Raw genomic sequence first — 16,869 nt, 5'->3', positions numbered from 1 at the left:
TGTGATGGAAATCAGTTTGTTGCAAGGGCTCTTGCTGGGCATGCTGGCGTTCTTCGCCGGGCTTGACCTGTTCAACGGCCTGACCCACTTCCACCGGCCCGTGGTACTGGGCCCGCTGGTGGGCCTGATCCTCGGCGACCTGCCCACCGGCATTCTGGTGGGCGGTACCCTGGAGCTGGTCTGGATGGGGCTGGCCCCGCTGGCAGGCGCCCAGCCGCCCAACGTCATCATCGGCACCATAGTCGGCGCCACCTTCGCCATCACCACCGGGGTCAAGCCGGATGTGGCGGTCGGGGTCGCGGTGCCGTTCGCGGTGGCGGTCCAGATGGGGATCACCTTCCTCTTCTCGGTGATGTCGGGGGTCATGTCCCGTTGTGACCGGATGGCGGAACAGGGGGATGTGCGCGGCATCGAGCGGGTCAACTACCTGGCGCTGCTGGCGCTCGGCTCCTTCTACTTCCTGTGTGCCTTCCTGCCCACCTACTTCGGGGCCGAACACGCCAAGACCGCCATCGACGTGCTGCCCGCCCGTCTCATTGACGGCCTCGGTGTCGCCGGCGGCATCATGCCCGCCATCGGCTTCGCCGTGCTGCTCAAGATCATGATGAAGAATGTCTACATCCCCTACTTCATCCTCGGTTTCGTCGCCGCCGCCTGGCTCAAGCTGCCGGTGCTGGCCATCGCCGCGGCCGCCCTGGCCATGGCTCTGATCGATTTCATGCGCAAGGACCCGGCGCCACAAGCCCGCCCCATCCAGGAGGAAACTGAAGATGGCATCTAACAGCACCGCCACCCGGCTGGCCCAGGCGGCCGAGCCGCAACCGACCCGCGCCGTCTCCGACGACGTCTACGAAGATCAACAACTGGGGGCCGAGCTGACTCGCCAGGACATCAACCGCTTCGCCTGGCGATCCCTGCTGCTGCAGGCCTCCTTCAACTACGAGCGGATGCAGGCCTCCGGCTGGCTCTACGGCCTGCTGCCAGCCCTGCAAAAGATCCACAGCAATCCCAAGGATCTCTCCCGGGCGATGAAGGGCCACATGGGCTTCTTCAACACCCACCCCTTCCTGGTCACCTTCGTGATGGGGATAGTGCTGGCGATGGAGCGCTCCAAGCAGAACGTCAACAGCATCCAGAGCACCAAGATCGCGGTCGGTGCCCCGCTCGGCGGGATCGGCGATGCCATGTTCTGGCTCACCCTGCTGCCCATCTGCGGCGGCATCGGCGCCGACCTGGCCCTGCAGGGTTCCATCATGGGGGCTGTGGTCTTCTTCCTGCTGTTCAACCTGGTGCACTTCGGTCTGCGCTTCGGGCTGGCGCACTACGCCTACCGCATGGGGGTGGCCGCCATTCCGCTCATCAAGGCCAACACCCGCAAGGTGGGCCATGCCGCCTCCATCGTCGGCATGACGGTGATCGGCGCCCTGGTCGCCACCTATGTGCGGCTCGGCACCACTCTGGAGATCACCGCCGGCGATGCAGTGGTGAAGCTGCAGGCGGACGTGCTCGACAAGCTGATGCCCGCCTTCCTGCCGCTGCTCTACACCCTGGCCATGTATGGGCTGATCCGCCGCGGCTGGAGCCCGCTGCGCCTCATCGCCATCACGGTCGTGCTCGGCATCGTCGGCAAGTTTGCAGGCTTCCTCTAATCCGGTGCCGGCACCAGGCCGGCCCTTTGCTGTAAAGGAACAGATTATGTTGGGCATCATCATTTGCGGACACGGCGGCTTCGCCAGCGGCATGGAACAGGCCATGTTGCAGATCCTCGGCGAGCAGGAGGCGGTGGTCGCCATCGACTTTCCCGAGTCCTCCACCACGGCCCTGCTGCAGGATCAGTGCGAAACCGCCCTGACTCAGGTTGAGCGAGGGGATGGGGTGGTCTTTCTGACCGACCTGCTGGGGGGAACCCCGTTTCGGGTCGCCTCCACCCTGGCACTGCGCCAACCCGGGCGGGAGGTGGTCACCGGCACCAATCTGCAGCTGCTGCTGGAGATGGTGATGGAGCGCGGCGAGCTGACCCCGTCCCAGTTTCGTGAACAGGCGCTGTGCTGCGGTCATCGCGGCCTCACCAGCCTGGTGGACGAGCTGGCGCGCGAGCGGGCCGAGACCCTGGCCGAGGAGGGAATCTAGATGGCAGAGCGGATCCGCGCCCACCGCCTGCTGACCGAGCAGGGCTGGCTGGAACATCAGGTACTGACCCATGAAGGGGGCGTCATCACCGCCATCGACCCCATCCCGGCCCGACGACCCGGTGAGGGAGGTCGAGCTGCTGGTGCCCGCCCTCATTGATGGCCACGTCCACGGCGGGGCCGGCGTCGACGTGATGGACGAGGCGGCCGACGCCCTGGCCCGTCTCTCCCTTGCCAAAGCGGCAGAAGGGGTGGGCGCCTTCCTCGCCACCACAGTCACCGCCCCGCTGCCCGCCATCCTTAGCACCCTGGGTCGCATCGCCGATGCCATGGCCAGTCCCCTGCCGGGCGCGCAACTGCTCGGCAGCTATCTGGAGGGGCCCTACTTCACCCCGGACAACAAGGGTGCCCATGACCCGGCCCTGTTCCGGGAGCTGGACCTGGCGGAGCTCGACCGGCTGCAACAGGTGGCGCGAGGCACCCTGAAGGTGGTCGCCCTCGCCCCCGAGAAAACCGGGGCGCAGGCCGCCATCCGTCATCTCAGGCAGGCCGGCATCCGGGTGATGCTGGGTCACTCCGCCGCCGACCATGACACCACCATGGCGGCGCTGGCGGCAGGGGCCTCCGGGCTGGTGCACTGCTTCAACGGCATGCGCGGCCTGCACCACAGAGAACCCGGCATGGTCGGCGCGGGGCTGGTGCATCCCGATGCCTGGCTGGAGCTCATCGCCGACGGCCACCACGTTCATCCGAGCGTGCTCAGACTCTGTCACTGCTGCGCCAGGGATCGTCTGCTGCTCATCACGGATGCCATGCGCGCCGCCGGCATGCCGGACGGCCACTACCTGCTCGGCGACTACCAGGTGGAGATGAAGGGCGGCGTGGTGCGCACCGACACCGGCGGCCTGGCGGGCAGCACGCTCACCTTGCTCGGCGCCGTGCGCAACATGGTGCAGCTGGCCGGCGTACCGCTGGAGGAGGCCATCCCCATGGCTTCGCTGGCTCCGGCCCGGATGCTGGGGATAGAACATCGCCTCGGCTCGCTGGCCGTCGGCAAGCAGGCCAACCTGCTAGCCCTGACCCCGGAACTCAATCAACAACATATCTGGGTGGCCGGCCGGGAGATCCTCCCCGCCCCTGCCCCACTCTCTTTCCCTGAAGCTGGTGCCCGCCAGGGTGCCAAGGAGTCCTCATGTATCTGATCTCGTCCCACGAAATGCTTAAAGATGCCCAGCGCCGCGGCTATGCGGTGCCCGCCTTCAACATCCACAACCTGGAGACCGTCGAGGTGGTGGCCCGCACCGCCGCCAAGCTGAGCTCACCGGTCATCCTGGCGGCCACGCCGGGTACCTACCGCCACGCGGGGGTCGAGTACCTGGTCTCCATCTGCACCTCGGCCGCCCACCAGTACCGCATTCCGCTGGTACTGCATCTGGACCACCACGAGGACGAGCAGGATATCCACTACAAGGTCGAGGCCGGCATCCACTCCGCCATGATCGACGCCTCCCACCTCTCGTTCGAGGAGAACGTCGCCAAGGTGCAGCGGGTCGTCACCTTCTGCCACCGCATGGGGGCGAGCGTGGAAGCCGAGCTGGGCCAGCTCGGCGGCCAGGAGGATGACCTCATCGTGGACGCCGCCAACGCCCATCTGACCGACCCGGACAAGGCGGCCGAGTTCGTGGCGCGCACCGGCATTGACTCCCTGGCCGTCGCCATCGGCACGGCCCACGGCCTCTACAAGGAGGAGCCGCGCCTCGACTTCGAGCGCCTCGCCGCCATCCGGGCCAGGGTAGCGGTGCCGCTGGTGCTGCACGGCGCCTCCGGCATTCCCGACCGTGACGTGCGCCGCTGCATCGAGCTCGGGGTGTGCAAGGTCAACGTGGCCACCGAGCTCAAAATTGCCTTCTCCGACGCCATGAAGGCGTTCCTGGCCTCCCACCCCGACGCCAGCGACCCGCGCCAGTATCTGGTGCCCGCCATGGCCGCCATGGAGGAGGTGGTCGCCGCCAAGATCCGCATGTGCATGAGCGACGGCAAGCTGTAATCCCAAAGGCGGGCCCGCTGCGGCGGGCCTGCCTCCATCCCGGTATCACAGGCGAGGTTCTGCCGACTCACATCTGACTCAAATCAACACATGGAGACAACCATGCACGCACGTACCGCCATGACGCTGCTGCTCATGCTGACCCCCTTCACCCAGGCCGAAACCCTGTCGCTGGAAGGTGACCAGTACCGTATCAAGGTCGAGACCGATGCCGGCAAGTTCCGGGAGCTGACCTTCACCAATACCGCCAACGGCGATCTCATTCGCTCAGACAACCTGTTCGACATCAAGGGGACGGATGATCGGCTGACCCCCTCCGCCGATTTCAGGGTCACCGCATTCACCAAGCGCGACGACCGGATCGAGATGGCGTTGGAAAATGCCGACTTCGTGGTCAAGAGCGCCATCCGGCTGGGCCGGGACAAGCGCTACGCCAGCATCGACTTTGCCCTCGACACCCTCAAGAATGGCAAAAAGATCAACGGCTTCTCCATGCTTCCCTTCCACTCCCAGGCGCCGTTTGTCTATGGCGCCATCAACAGCTCGCCCATCGTCAGCGACAGCTTCTTCATTACCCCCCAGAATCCGCTGGTCAATACCCGGGCCTACGAGGGTGGCGTCAGCCAGCTGATCCCGCTCAAGCTGCCGCTCGCTCAGGGCAAGCCCCTCAGCTATCGCACCTATGTCGGCACCTTTGGCGAGGGTCAGCTCAGGCGCGACTTCAACCGCTTCCTCAACGAGGCCCGCGATCGCCCCTACGCTCCTTATCTGCATTACAACTCCTGGCTCGACATCGGCTTCTTCAATCCCTACACGGAGGCCGAGGCACTCAAGCGCATCGATCAGTTCGGCGAGGCGCTGATCAGCCGGCGCGGCGTGCCCATGAACGGCTTTCTGTTTGACGACGGCTGGGACGATCGACTGGGCAACTGGGGTTTCAGCAAGGATTTCCCCAACGGCTTCAGCAAGCTCAAGCGCGCGGCCGAACGCTACCATGCCCAGCTCGGGATCTGGCTCTCCCCCTGGGGTGGCTACAACAAGCCAAGGGATGAGCGGGTCTCCCATGCCGCCGAGTTCGGCTATGAGCTGAGCGATGGCAAGTTCGCCCTCTCCGGCCCGGTCTACTACCAGAACTTCCACCAGAAGGTGATGTCGCTCATCAAGGATCAGGGGGTCACCCACTTCAAGTTCGACGGGACCGGCAATGCGGACAAGCTGATCGAGGGGAGCCGCTTCACCAGCGACTTCGATGCCGCCATCCACCTGATCGCGGATGCGCGGGCCGCCAATCCGAAGGTGTTCATCAACCTGACCACCGGCACCACCGCCTCCCCCGCCTGGCTGTTCTTTGCCGACTCCATCTGGCGCGGCGGCGATGACATCAACTTCTACGGACCCGGCTCCAGGGTGCAGCAGTGGATCACCTACCGGGATGCCGAGACCTATCGCTCCATCGTCAAGAACGGCCCCCTGTTCCCGCTCAACTCCCTGATGCTGCACGGGCTGGTCTATGCCAAACAGGCCAAGCATCTGGATCGGCAGTCACCGCAAGACTTCGCCGATCAGGCCTGGAGCTACTTCGCCACCGGCACCCAGTTGCAGGAACTCTATCTCACGCCGGAACTGTTGAGCAGCCAGAACTGGGACCTGCTGGCCAAGGCCGCGCTCTGGTCACAGCAGAATCAGGCCGTGCTGTTCGACAGCCACTGGATCGGCGGCGACCCCACCCTGCTGGCGGTGTATGGCTGGGCGGCCTGGAGTCCGAGCCGTGCCTTCATTACCCTGCGCAACCCCTCCAGCCAGCCGCAGACATTCCTGCTGGAGCCCCAGCGCCAGCTGGAGATCCCGGCGGGCGAAGCCACCCGCTTCACGGTGCAGCCGCGCTACGGCAGCAATGCCAGCGTGCCGGCCACCCTCGATGCCCCCCGCCTCATCACCCTGGCGCCGCTGGAGCTGATCACTCTGGAGCTGACCTCGGCGGGAGCCAAACCCGCTGCTGCGAAAAAGTCCTGACCCCGGACCACGTTTGACCTGACAAAAAGGGACGCCGTGGCGTCCCTTTTTCTTCGTGCCGCGGGGCCCAGCCCCTGCCGACAGATCAGATCCCCTGACGGGCCTCCTGCATCAACAGGCGCATGTCGCTGACCGCCTTGGCCAGACCGTCGAAGGCGGCGCGGCCGATAATAGCGTGGCCGATGTTGAGCTCATAGAGCTCGGGGATGGCGGCGATGGCCTTGACGTTGTGGTAGTGCAGACCGTGGCCGGCATTGACCTTGAGCCCCTTGCCAGCGGCATAGGAGGCACCGGCGGCGATGCGCTTGAACTCGGCGTTGCGCTCGGCATCGGTGGTGGCATCGGCGTAACGACCGGTGTGGATCTCGATGAAAGGGGCACCGCTCTCGGCGGCGGCATCGATCTGCAGCGGATCCGCATCGATGAAGAGGGATACCTGAGCGCCGACAGCAGAGAGGCGGGCCACGGCGTCAGCCACCTTGTCCAGCTGGCCGGCCACATCCAGACCACCCTCGGTGGTCACTTCGGTGCGCTTCTCCGGTACCAGGCAGACGAAGTGGGGCTTGATGCGGCAGGCGATGCCGATCATCTCTTCGGTCACCGCCATCTCCAGGTTCATTCTGGTCTGGATGGTCTGGCGCAGGATCTCCACGTCGCGGTCGGTGATATGGCGGCGATCTTCGCGCAGGTGCACAGTGATGCCATCGGCTCCGGCCTGCTCGGCCACGAAGGCGGCCTGCACCGGATCCGGATACTGGGTGCCGCGGGCGTTGCGCAGGGTGGCGATGTGATCGATGTTCACACCCAGATAGATTTCACTCATTGAGGACTCCTTGAAACTCTTCGCTGTTAACTGTGCAACTGCCGCCTTGGCGCCAGCGCCGATATCCATATGTCACGTGTGTGGCAGCTCGTAGGTTCGATTAGCGCAGCGTAATCGGACCTAGGTAACATTCTTGCCATGTCGGCTAACGCCGCAGGGCGATTAACCCAAGCTATTACGGCGTTTTAAAAACAGCTCCCGGCTCTTCAACTGGCGCCGCCCCAGATAGGGCTGCAGCGCCAGCCTGCTGAAACGCTTGGCCGCCTGCAGCAGGGGCGGACTGTCGAAGCGCCCCTCGGCAAAGGCCAGCAGGTGCGCGCCGAGAAACAGGGTACGGGGATCCGGCGCCCGCTCGCAAGCGACAAAGCCCAATTCACGCTCGAAGCCATAGAGCAAGGTCGGCTCGATGGGCGACTCGTCGTCCGCCGTGTATTCGAAATCCACCGCATAGCCGAGCGCCTGCAGCAGCAGGAATTCGAAGCGGCGCAGGGGCAGCTCCGGCGTCTCGCCGTCGGCCAGCGCCATGATGGCGCGGGCATAGGCGTCAAACACTTCCGGGAACGGGGTGTGGGCTTCCAGCAGGTAATAGACCAGCTCGTTGAGATAGAGGCCGTAGAAGAGGCGATCGCCGCCGAGCCGCAGGGAGTGATCCGGGCACTCCACCTGGGTGAGATTCTTGAGATCGCCCTTGCCACGCCAGGCGATGGTGAGCAGGGTAAAGGGTTGCAACAGCCCCTTCAGAGGCGAGCGTGGCCCGCGAGAACCGCGAGCCACCAGAGTAAAACGGCCACTATCCTGGGTGAAAACCTCGACCAGCTGGCTGGTCTCCCGATAGGGCCGACTGTGGATGACGAAAGCCGGGGTCAGCAATCAGTCGTCACCGTAGCCGAGACTGCGCAGGGCGCGCTCGTCGTCAGCCCAACCGGATTTGACCTTGACCCACAGCTCCAGGTGCACCTTGTTCTGGAACAGCCGTTCCATGTCGAGGCGCGCCTCGGTACCGATGGTCTTGATCTTCTCGCCCTTGTTACCGATGACCATCTTCTTCTGGCCATCGCGCTCCACCAGGATCAGGCCGTGGATATGATAGAGGCCGTTCTCTTCCACCTTGAAGCGCTCGATCTCCACCGTCACCGAGTAGGGCAGCTCCTCACCGGTGAAGCGCATCAGCTTCTCGCGGATGATCTCGGAGGCCATGAAGCGGGAGGAGCGGTCGGTCACGTAGTCTTCCGGGAAGAAGTGGACGTTCTCCGGCAGCAGATCCTTGGCCCACTCGCGGATCTTCTCCACGTTGGTGCCCTTCTCGGCACTGATGGGCAGGATGTGGGCGAAGTTCATCTGCTGACCCAGCCACTCGAGGTGCGGCAGCAGATCCTCTTTCTCTTTGACGTTGTCGATCTTGTTGACTGCCAGCACCACCGGGCACTTGAGGTGGCGCAGCTTGCCGAGCACCATCTCGTCGTCCTTGGTCCAGTGAGTTCCATCGACCATGAACACCACCATGGCCACGTCCCCCAGCGAACTGGTGGCGGCGCGGTTCATCAGGCGGTTGATGGCCCGTTTCTCTTCGATGTGCAGACCCGGCGTGTCGACATAGATGGTCTGGTAGTTCTCCTCGGTGTCGATCCCCAGGATCCGGTGACGGGTGGTCTGGGGCTTCTTCGAGGTGATGCTGACCTTCTGGCCAAGCAACTTGTTGAGCAGGGTGGACTTGCCCACGTTGGGGCGGCCCACGATGGCGACAAAGCCGCAATAAGTGGTATCTGTCATGACAGTTTTTCCAATGCTTGCTGCGCTGCGGCCTGTTCGGCCTTGCGACGGCTGGTGCCGACCCCGACCAGCGGACCATCCAGGCCTTCCACGTCACACTGGACGGTGAATTCCTGGTTGTGGGCTTCGCCCTTGACGTTGGTCACTGTGTAGGTCGGCAGGGATTTGCGGCTTCCCTGCAGAATTTCTTGCAGACGGGTCTTGGGATCCTTCTGCTCTATGCCCGGCTTGATCTCGTCCAGGCGGCTGGCATACCAGCCCAGCAGCAGCGTCCGTACCGTCTCAAGATTGGTATCCAGATAGACGGCACCGATCACCGCCTCGACCGTGTCGGCCAGAATGGATTCACGGCGAAAACCGCCGCTTTTCAGCTCCCCCGGTCCCAGGATCAAGTGATCCCCGAGGTCGAACTCCCGGCCCAGTTCAGCCAGGGTCTTCTCGCGCACCAGGGTGGCGCGCATGCGGCTGAGATCCCCTTCCGCCGCCTGCGGGAAGCGGTGGAAGAGATCATCGGCAATCACCAGACTCAAAATGGAGTCACCCAGGAATTCCAGTCGCTCGTTGTGACGGGAGCCGGCGCTGCGGTGAGTCAGCGCCCGGGTCAGCAGTTCTTGATCCTGAAAGACATGCCCGAGACGGGACTGCAGTCTGTTCATCTTGATATTCATTTACTTGATTCCGCCAATGCGGTTGAAGCGCACCCCTGTCGGTACCCAGCTTGGCAGCAGGGAGCCTTCTTCGCGCTCGAATTCAAAACTTATCCAGATAGCGACCGCCTTGCCGACCAGGTTCTGCTCGGGCACGAAGCCCCAGAAACGACTGTCGGTACTGTTGTCACGGTTGTCACCCATCACGAAGTACTGGCCTTCCGGCACCACCCATTCGTCTGGGTAGGTGCCGGGCTGGCGGTAGTAACGGCCGACCATATCGGGCATCAGCGGGTTGCGCAGGGTCTCGTGAGACACCTCGCCCAGCTGCTCGGTATAGCGGTCAAGCGGGATCCCCATCTGGGTAAATTCACCCCTTTGTTCAAACTTGACGTCGAGCTTCTGGAAGCCCGGGCACGTTTTCCCTTCCTGTTCATCGCACTTGGGCCGGATCATCAGCTCCTTGTTGCGATAGATGACCCGATCCCCCGGCATGCCGACTACGCGCTTGATGTAGTCCACCCGGGTATCCAGCGGATACTTGAACACCACCACGTCGCCGCGTTTGGGCTCACCGGTCTCGAGGAACTTGGTGTTGGTCACCGGATCCTTGAGGCCATAGGCAAACTTCTCCACCAGGATGAAGTCGCCCACCAGCAGGGTGGGCATCATGGAGCCTGACGGGATCTGGAACGGTTCAAAGATGAACGAACGCAGGATCAATACCAGCGTGATGACTGGGAATACCCCGGCGGTCTGCTCGATCCAGACCGGCACCGGCGCCACCTTGGCCAGGGTTTTCTCGTCCAGATGGGCGCCGCCGTGGGCACGGGCCACGGCAATCTTGGCGGCCCGCTGCTTGGACCAGATCATCTTGTCCAGACACCAGATAACACCGGTGATCGCGCAGACCACCACCAGGATCAGGGAAAACGTGCTTGCCATCTATTAGTCCTTTCCGACGTGGAGAATTGCGAGGAAAGCTTCCTGCGGCACGTCGACACGGCCCAGAGACTTCATCCGCTTCTTACCTTCTTTCTGCTTGTTCAGCAACTTCTTCTTCCGGCTCACGTCACCGCCGTAACACTTGGCGGTCACGTCCTTGCGCAGCGCCTTGACGGTACTGCGAGCGATGATCTGGTTGCCGATGGCAGCCTGGATGGCGATGTCGAACATCTGGCGCGGGATCAGCTCGCGCATCTTCTCCACCACCTGGCGACCGCGATACTGGGCGTTCTCCTTGTGGGTGATGATGGCTAGGGCGTCAACCCGCTCGCCATTGATCATGATGTCCAGACGGACCATGTCGGAGGTCTCGAAGCGCTTGAAGCCGTAGTCCAGCGAGGCATAGCCGCGGCTGGTGGACTTCAGGCGGTCGAAGAAGTCGAGCACCACTTCCGCCATCGGGATCTCGTAGGTCAACGCCACCTGCTTGCCGTGGTAGACCATGTTGGTCTGCACACCACGCTTCTCGATACAGAGGGTGATCACGTTGCCCATGTACTCCTGCGGCAGCAGGATGTGGCACTCGGCTATCGGCTCGCGCATCTCCTTGATGCTGGTGATGGCGGGCATCTGGGCCGGGCTGTCGATGTGGATGGTGGTACCGTCGGTCAGCTCGATCTCGTAGACCACGGTCGGCGCCGTGGTGATGAGATCCAGATCGTACTCACGCTCCAGCCGCTCCTGGATGATCTCCATGTGCAGCATGCCGAGGAAGCCGCAGCGGAAGCCGAAGCCCAGCGCGGTGGAGCTCTCCGGTTCGAAGAACAGGGAGGCATCATTCAGGGAGAGCTTGTCGAGGGCGTCGCGGAACGACTCGTAGTCATCGCTGGAGATGGGGAACAGGCCCGCATACACCTGCGGTTTCACCTTCTTGAAGCCAGCCAGCGCCTTCTCGGCACCGTTCTTGGCCTGGGTCAGGGTATCGCCCACCGGCGCGCCGTGGATGTCCTTGATACCGCAGACAACCCAACCTACCTCGCCGCAACCCAGCCCCATGGTGTCCACCTGCTTGGGCGTGAAGATACCGATACGATCGACACCCCACACCTGACCGGTGCTCATCACCTTGATCTTGTCGTTCTTCTTGAGAGAACCGTTCTTGATCCGCACCAGCGACACGACGCCCAGATAGGAGTCGAACCAGGAGTCGATGATTAGCGCCTGCAGCGGTGCATCCGGATCACCTTCCGGCGCCGGGATCCGGGCCACGATCTCTTCCAACACCAGGTCAACACCCAGGCCGGTCTTGGCGGAGCAGCGCACCGCATCGACCGCGTCGATGCCGACGATGTCTTCGATCTCTTCTGCAACCCGCTCGGGTTCTGCGGCCGGCAGGTCGATCTTGTTCAGCACTGGCACCACTTCCAGATCCATTTCCATGGCGGTATAGCAGTTGGCCAGAGTCTGTGCCTCAACCCCCTGGCCGGCATCCACCACCAGCAGCGCCCCTTCACAGGCCGCCAACGAGCGGGAGACCTCGTAGGAGAAATCCACGTGGCCAGGGGTGTCGATAAAGTTCAGCTGGTAGGTGTTACCGTCTTGTGCCTGGTAGTTCAGGGTCACACTCTGTGCTTTGATGGTAATGCCGCGCTCGCGCTCCAGGTCCATGGAGTCAAGCACCTGAGCCTGCATCTCGCGGTCGGACAGGCCGCCACAAGTCTGGATCAGACGGTCCGACAGGGTCGATTTACCGTGGTCGATGTGCGCAATAATCGAAAAGTTACGAATGTGTTTCATCGAGCAAGAATCACTCAAAATTAGGTTAGGGCCGGATATGGAGGCAGGATTTTACTGGATAACCCGGTCGACGGCCAATCTTTAGTCGACGAAGCACCAGAAATACAGGCCTGGACAGTGTCAGGAGAGGTGGCGGGTGGGCAGGACCACACCCAGCATGCGGGGACCATAAGCCCCCTGATCGAGCCGGTTGGAAAAGTAACGAACCAGTGAAAATCCGATAAGGCCGCCCAGCAGGCAACTGAGGATGGTGACCCCCTCCCCGGCCGACAGCAAGGGAGCCAGCCAGAGTTGCCCCAGCAGGGCTCCCGCCAGCAGACAGAACAGCGGCAGCACGTAGACCAGCGCAGCTCCCTGCAGAATGCTCGCCTGGGGGATGCCGAGCCTCACTTGCTGACCGACGCTCACCTCGATGGTGAGCGCCACCCGCAGCCGCTGCGCCTGCAACGGAAACGCCTTGGCTACCGTGCCGGTGCCGCAGTTGGACTGTTGATGACAACCGCTGCAGGCGGAGCGCCGTTCGCACTCCACCCAGGCATGTTGTCCATCAATGGCCACTACGGTTGCCAGCTCTTCGCTCATTCCACTCACAAGACGGTTCCACATTAACTAGACAGAGATTGACCCAATCTGAACATGACTGTCTGGATTGGGCAAGCAACAGTGCATCGGCAGCTACTGGACGGTCTCGTTGCGGGCCAGCGGTTGCACCGACTCGGCGATGCGTTTCGCGGTGTCTGCCGGCACTTCCCCCACCACAGTGATCTCGACCCCCACGTCATTGACATAGCTCACCAGCGAAGTAGCCCCCTGGCGGATCAACTGCTGGCGCACCGCCTGCTTGGGGTCGACCCGGGCAACGTAGACCGAGAGATCCACCAGCCCGTCGGAGAGCATCATGTAATCCACCGGCAGGCTGGTGGTCACCAGCTGATGCCGATCCCGCGAGAGCACCTTGAACCCCTCCGGCAACCAGGTCAGGTGCCAGTTCAGCTGCTGCTGTGGCGCCGGGTAGGCGTCTTCCAGTGCCAGTGCCTGGGGCAGCTTGCTGCCAGCCAGCTTCACCAGCCAGGGCGCCGGGGCAGGCAGCCTGTCCAGATCCACCCCCAGCACCTGTTCAACCAGATTGCCCTCCCGATCCACCATGTCCACCCGCACCAGCAGGTGGCTCTGCTCGTCGATCCAGAGCACGAAGCCGTATTTGTCGGCCTCTTTGGGTACCAGCCGCACGACCTGAGCCACCAACCCGGCCGCCCGGCTGCGACCGGCCAGCACGGGGTCATAGCTCTCCAGCACCCGTGGCAGCGGCATCCTGACCAGGCTCGCCCACACACCGGGGAAGCGGGCGCCCTTGAGGGTGTAGGGTTCGTGGGTATTTTCGAAGAAGGTGTACTCATCCTGGCGCTGCAGATACTCGATGGTCTTGCCATCGAGATAGCTGAGATGGGCCACCTCCTTGCCATCGATCACGCCGTGGCTGAAGCGGATGGGTTCGAGGCGCCCCTGCCGGGCCTTGACCATGGACAATTCAAAATTCTGTTGCGAGACGGCACTCTGCATCTGCTGCAACAAGGCCTCGGCCGACTTGTCGTCGGCCGAGGCCTTGGCACTGATCAGCAGGAGAGAGGCCAGCAAAATACGGCTGGACTGGCGCACGTTCTGATCCCTAAATCCGTTATTCCTGAATCTGCTTGTCTTGCAGCAGACGCTGTTGCAACTGGTGGTCACGCAGGAAAGCATTGATGCGCTCGCGCTGCTCCTGCATCTGCTGATCGCTCAGCCCTTGCTGACGCGCAGTGGCCCGGTTGCCATCCTGCGGGTAGTGCACGCTCACCGGTGAGGCACTGCCACCAATGGGGATAGTGTTGAGTACCGGATTGGTCGGCAAACCATCCTGCCCCTGATACTGCTGCACCCCGAAGATGACGGCGGCAGCGACCGAGGCGGCGATGGCATATTGCCCCACCTGCTGGCCAGCACGGCGCAGAAACGGCACAACCTTGGCGGTACCCGGCTGCGGTGCGGCAGGTTTGCTCTCCACCGGCTTGGGCGCCAGGATGGTGGGTTCATCTTCCAGCGCAGCCATGATGCTGTCGCTCAGATCCAGTTGCAGATTGACCGGCAGGTCCCCCCGCATGGCATCACCGATCAGGTGGTAACGAGACCAGGTGTCTTGCAGAGCCGGATCCGTTCCCAGCTCGTTCAGAACCTCAACATCGCTCAAGTCACCGTCCATCAGGGCCGAGAGTTGCTCTTTAGTTGCCATAAGTTAACCTGTCTTTCCCCAGTTAATTCTCGATCAGAGGTTGCAGCTTTTTATCGATTGCTTCCCTCGCCCGGAAGATGCGGGATCTCACCGTACCCACCGGACAATCCATGATTTCGGCAATCTCTTCGTAGCTCAGCCCTTCCAGTTCGCGAAGGGTGATAGCTGTCCTCAAGTCTTCCGGCAAAGCTTCTATGGCAGAAAACACCGTGCGCTTGATCTCGTCGGTCAGCGTCAGGTTTTCCGGGGTAGCCACCTCTTGCAAGGCTTCGCCACCGCCATAGTATTCTGCCTCTTCCGCCTCTACGTCACTGCTGGGCGGCCTGCGCCCTTGAGAGGTCAGATAATTTTTGGCCGTGTTCACGGCGATCCGGTACAACCAGGTGTAAAACGCGCTCTCGCCACGGAATGTCGGCAGCGCACGGTAGGCCTTGATGAATGCCTCCTGCGCCACATCCGGTACATCGCCCGGGTTGTTGACATACCTGGCCACCAGGTTGACCACCTTGTGCTGGTATTTTTTTACCAACAGGTTGAATGCATTTTTATCGCCACGCTGGACCCGTTCAACCAGCTGTTCGTCCAGTAGATTCTGGTCGCTCATCAGAGCCGTAAAACCCCCATCAGGTTATCGTTTTTCTTTTCCGGCCCTTCCTAAGCGCACAAGTTCAGACAGGAGGAATCAGGGAAAGTTCGCTTGCATTGAAAAAAATGTGACGCAGGCTGCATCACCACCCTCGCTTGGGCTACCATGGTGCCAGTTCTTAATCCAGGCCAATGATACTTATGAAAGCAAGTGTTGAATACCTTTGCGACGTACTGATCATTGGCAGCGGTGCCGCCGGTTTGTCTCTCGCGTTGCGATTGGCAGACCAGGCCAAAGTCCTGGTTCTGAGCAAGGGGCCCATCAGTGAAGGGGCCACTTTCTATGCGCAAGGAGGCATCGCTGCCGTGTTCGACGAGACCGACAGCATCGAATCCCACGTGAGCGACACGCTCAACGCCGGGGCCGGGTTGTGTGACCCGGCCGTGGTCGAGTTCACCGCCCGCAACGCCCGCGAGTCCATCCAGTGGCTGATCCAGCAGGGGGTCCCCTTCGATCAGGAGGAGGACGCCGAGGGCGAATCCCACTATCACCTGACCCGCGAAGGGGGCCACAGCCATCGCCGCATCTTCCACGCGGCAGATGCCACCGGCAAGGCTGTGCAGCTCACCCTGATCGATCAGGTGCGCGCTCACCCCAACATCCAGCTGATGGAGCGCTTCAACGCGGTCGACCTCATCACCACCCGCAAGCTGGGTCTGCCCGGCAACCGGGTGCTGGGCGCCTATGTCTGGAACCGCAACGCCGAGCAGGTCGAAGTGATCCGTGCCCGTTTCGTGGCGCTGGCCACCGGGGGCGCCTCCAAGGTGTACCAGTACACCTCCAACCCGGACGTCAGCTCCGGTGACGGCATCGCCATGGCGTGGCGCGCCGGCTGCCGGGTGGCAAACCTGGAGTTCAACCAGTTCCACCCCACCAGCCTGTTCCACCCCGATGACCCCAACTTCCTGCTGACCGAAGCGTTGCGCGGCGAGGGGGCCTACCTGCGCCGTCCCGACGGTAGCCGCTTCATGCCGGAGTTTGACGAACGGGCCGAGCTGGCACCACGGGACATCGTCGCCCGCGCCATCGACCACGAGATGAAGCGGCTCGGTGCCGACTGCATGTATCTGGACATCAGCCACAAGCCGGCCGACTTCATCATCAAGCACTTCCCTACCATTTATGAGCGCTGCCTTGCGGTCGGTATCGACATCACCAAGGAGGCGATGCCCATCGTCCCTGCCGCCCACTACACCTGCGGCGGCGTGATGATCGACAACAACGGCCAGACCGACATCCCCGGCCTTTACGCCATCGGCGAGGTGACCTACACCGGGCTGCACGGCGCCAACCGGATGGCCTCCAACTCCCTGCTCGAATGCGTGGTCTATGCCCACCAGGCGGGGGCCGACATTCTGGCCAAGCTGCCGATGAGCGTGGAGCCGCCCCGTCTGCCGGTGTGGGACGAGAGCAAGGTGGAAGATTCGGACGAACTGGTGGTGATCCAGCACAACTGGCACGAGCTGCGGCTGATGATGTGGGACTACGTGGGGATAGTGCGTACCAACAAACGCCTGGCCCGTGCCAAGCGCCGCATCGACCTGCTCAAGCAGGAGGTGCAGGAGTACTACGCCCATTTCCGGGTCTCCAACAACCTGCTGGAGCTGCGCAACCTGCTGCAGGTGGCCGAACTCATCGTCAACTGCGCACTGCAACGCAAGGAGTCGCGCGGCCTGCACTACAACCTGGACTACCCGGACATGCAGCCGGACTCCAAGCCGACCGTGCTGACGCCAGAGCGGGACTAACTTCTGCAGCAAGCAATAAGAAGCAATATCCAGATGAC

Annotated in this window: 16 protein-coding genes and 1 pseudogene; 7 read left to right on the top strand and 10 right to left on the bottom strand. The window is 62.7% G+C overall.

Features of this window, described 5'->3' with window-relative positions:
• The first annotated feature begins 4 nt into the window (after nt 1-4).
• From agaW to ast, 6 genes and pseudogenes are all read left to right on the top strand, one after another.
• Nucleotides 5-781 carry a PTS N-acetylgalactosamine transporter subunit IIC gene (agaW, locus tag ACPDZI_RS03720; RefSeq protein ID WP_011704758.1) on the top strand — a complete coding sequence of 259 codons (777 nt, stop codon included), beginning with the start codon at nt 5-7 and terminating at the stop codon, nt 779-781.
• On the top strand, nt 771-1,649 hold the full coding sequence (agaE, locus tag ACPDZI_RS03715; RefSeq protein WP_438834040.1) for a PTS N-acetylgalactosamine transporter subunit IID: 879 nt from the start codon (nt 771-773) through the stop codon (nt 1,647-1,649). Before agaW ends, agaE begins: the two co-directional genes overlap by 11 nt.
• 46 nt (nt 1,650-1,695) lie before the next feature.
• Entirely contained in the window at nt 1,696-2,130 is a 435-nt protein-coding gene (agaF, locus tag ACPDZI_RS03710; RefSeq protein ID WP_010635027.1) for a PTS galactosamine/N-acetylgalactosamine transporter subunit IIA, read from the top strand.
• Nucleotides 2,131-3,331 (top strand): annotated as a pseudogene (nagA, locus tag ACPDZI_RS03705) (N-acetylglucosamine-6-phosphate deacetylase).
• Nucleotides 3,322-4,176 carry a tagatose bisphosphate family class II aldolase gene (locus ACPDZI_RS03700; RefSeq protein WP_270828273.1) on the top strand — a complete coding sequence of 285 codons (855 nt, stop codon included), beginning with the start codon at nt 3,322-3,324 and terminating at the stop codon, nt 4,174-4,176. The pseudogene nagA and the gene ACPDZI_RS03700 overlap by 10 nt, the downstream one beginning before the upstream one ends.
• Nucleotides 4,177-4,278: 102 nt before the next feature.
• Nucleotides 4,279-6,189 (top strand): thermostable cytotonic enterotoxin Ast, encoded by a 1,911-nt coding sequence (gene ast, locus ACPDZI_RS03695; protein WP_438834039.1) that lies wholly within the window; start codon nt 4,279-4,281, stop codon nt 6,187-6,189.
• Nucleotides 6,190-6,274: 85 nt separating this feature from the next.
• Here the strand turns inward: ast and pdxJ are convergent, their stop codons facing one another.
• From pdxJ to rpoE, 10 genes are all read right to left on the bottom strand, one after another.
• Nucleotides 6,275-7,012, bottom strand: a complete 738-nt coding sequence (gene pdxJ, locus ACPDZI_RS03690; RefSeq protein ID WP_438834038.1) for a pyridoxine 5'-phosphate synthase — start codon at nt 7,010-7,012, stop codon at nt 6,275-6,277.
• 162 nt (nt 7,013-7,174) lie between these two features.
• Nucleotides 7,175-7,882, bottom strand: a complete 708-nt coding sequence (recO, locus tag ACPDZI_RS03685) for a DNA repair protein RecO (RefSeq protein ID WP_226032963.1) — start codon at nt 7,880-7,882, stop codon at nt 7,175-7,177.
• On the bottom strand, nt 7,883-8,782 hold the full coding sequence (gene era, locus ACPDZI_RS03680) for a GTPase Era (protein ID WP_011704750.1): 900 nt from the start codon (nt 8,780-8,782) through the stop codon (nt 7,883-7,885).
• On the bottom strand, nt 8,779-9,450 hold the full coding sequence (gene rnc / locus ACPDZI_RS03675) for a ribonuclease III (protein WP_011704749.1): 672 nt from the start codon (nt 9,448-9,450) through the stop codon (nt 8,779-8,781). Before rnc ends, era begins: the two co-directional genes overlap by 4 nt.
• On the bottom strand, nt 9,451-10,374 hold the full coding sequence (gene lepB, locus ACPDZI_RS03670) for a signal peptidase I (protein WP_016349520.1): 924 nt from the start codon (nt 10,372-10,374) through the stop codon (nt 9,451-9,453).
• Between the two features lie 3 nt (nt 10,375-10,377).
• Nucleotides 10,378-12,171: a translation elongation factor 4 gene (lepA, locus tag ACPDZI_RS03665; protein WP_016349519.1), complete on the bottom strand. Its 1,794-nt coding sequence runs from the start codon at nt 12,169-12,171 to the stop codon at nt 10,378-10,380.
• Nucleotides 12,172-12,291: 120 nt separating this feature from the next.
• Nucleotides 12,292-12,753, bottom strand: a complete 462-nt coding sequence (locus ACPDZI_RS03660; RefSeq protein ID WP_011704746.1) for a SoxR reducing system RseC family protein — start codon at nt 12,751-12,753, stop codon at nt 12,292-12,294.
• 93 nt (nt 12,754-12,846) lie between these two features.
• Entirely contained in the window at nt 12,847-13,827 is a 981-nt protein-coding gene (locus ACPDZI_RS03655; RefSeq protein ID WP_016349517.1) for a MucB/RseB C-terminal domain-containing protein, read from the bottom strand.
• Between the two features lie 19 nt (nt 13,828-13,846).
• Complete coding sequence (locus tag ACPDZI_RS03650; RefSeq protein WP_076362668.1) at nt 13,847-14,437, bottom strand: RseA family anti-sigma factor; 591 nt, start codon at nt 14,435-14,437, stop codon at nt 13,847-13,849.
• A gap of 22 nt (nt 14,438-14,459) precedes the next feature.
• Nucleotides 14,460-15,041 (bottom strand): RNA polymerase sigma factor RpoE, encoded by a 582-nt coding sequence (gene rpoE, locus ACPDZI_RS03645; RefSeq protein ID WP_005309371.1) that lies wholly within the window; start codon nt 15,039-15,041, stop codon nt 14,460-14,462.
• A gap of 182 nt (nt 15,042-15,223) precedes the next feature.
• Here rpoE and nadB point away from each other — a divergent pair, with 182 nt between their 5' ends.
• Nucleotides 15,224-16,831 (top strand): L-aspartate oxidase, encoded by a 1,608-nt coding sequence (gene nadB / locus ACPDZI_RS03640; protein ID WP_139703178.1) that lies wholly within the window; start codon nt 15,224-15,226, stop codon nt 16,829-16,831.
• Nucleotides 16,832-16,869 lie beyond the last annotated feature (38 nt).

The sequence above is a fragment of the Aeromonas oralensis genome, assembly GCF_049665575.1.
Taxonomy (GTDB): domain Bacteria; phylum Pseudomonadota; class Gammaproteobacteria; order Enterobacterales; family Aeromonadaceae; genus Aeromonas; species Aeromonas hydrophila.
This window is presented reverse-complemented; position numbering and strand designations above follow the sequence as displayed.

Coding starts and splice junctions, on each gene's coding strand:
- rpoE (WP_005309371.1), bottom strand. CDS start 15,041: ATGAGCGACCAGAATCTACTGGACGAACAGCTGGTTGAACGGGTCCAG.
- nadB (WP_139703178.1), top strand. CDS start 15,224: ATGAAAGCAAGTGTTGAATACCTTTGCGACGTACTGATCATTGGCAGC.
- ast (WP_438834039.1), top strand. CDS start 4,279: ATGCACGCACGTACCGCCATGACGCTGCTGCTCATGCTGACCCCCTTC.
- agaF (WP_010635027.1), top strand. CDS start 1,696: ATGTTGGGCATCATCATTTGCGGACACGGCGGCTTCGCCAGCGGCATG.
- era (WP_011704750.1), bottom strand. CDS start 8,782: ATGACAGATACCACTTATTGCGGCTTTGTCGCCATCGTGGGCCGCCCC.
- lepB (WP_016349520.1), bottom strand. CDS start 10,374: ATGGCAAGCACGTTTTCCCTGATCCTGGTGGTGGTCTGCGCGATCACC.
- ACPDZI_RS03650 (WP_076362668.1), bottom strand. CDS start 14,437: ATGGCAACTAAAGAGCAACTCTCGGCCCTGATGGACGGTGACTTGAGC.
- pdxJ (WP_438834038.1), bottom strand. CDS start 7,012: ATGAGTGAAATCTATCTGGGTGTGAACATCGATCACATCGCCACCCTG.
- ACPDZI_RS03700 (WP_270828273.1), top strand. CDS start 3,322: ATGTATCTGATCTCGTCCCACGAAATGCTTAAAGATGCCCAGCGCCGC.
- agaE (WP_438834040.1), top strand. CDS start 771: ATGGCATCTAACAGCACCGCCACCCGGCTGGCCCAGGCGGCCGAGCCG.
- lepA (WP_016349519.1), bottom strand. CDS start 12,171: ATGAAACACATTCGTAACTTTTCGATTATTGCGCACATCGACCACGGT.
- agaW (WP_011704758.1), top strand. CDS start 5: ATGGAAATCAGTTTGTTGCAAGGGCTCTTGCTGGGCATGCTGGCGTTC.
- rnc (WP_011704749.1), bottom strand. CDS start 9,450: ATGAATATCAAGATGAACAGACTGCAGTCCCGTCTCGGGCATGTCTTT.
- ACPDZI_RS03660 (WP_011704746.1), bottom strand. CDS start 12,753: ATGAGCGAAGAGCTGGCAACCGTAGTGGCCATTGATGGACAACATGCC.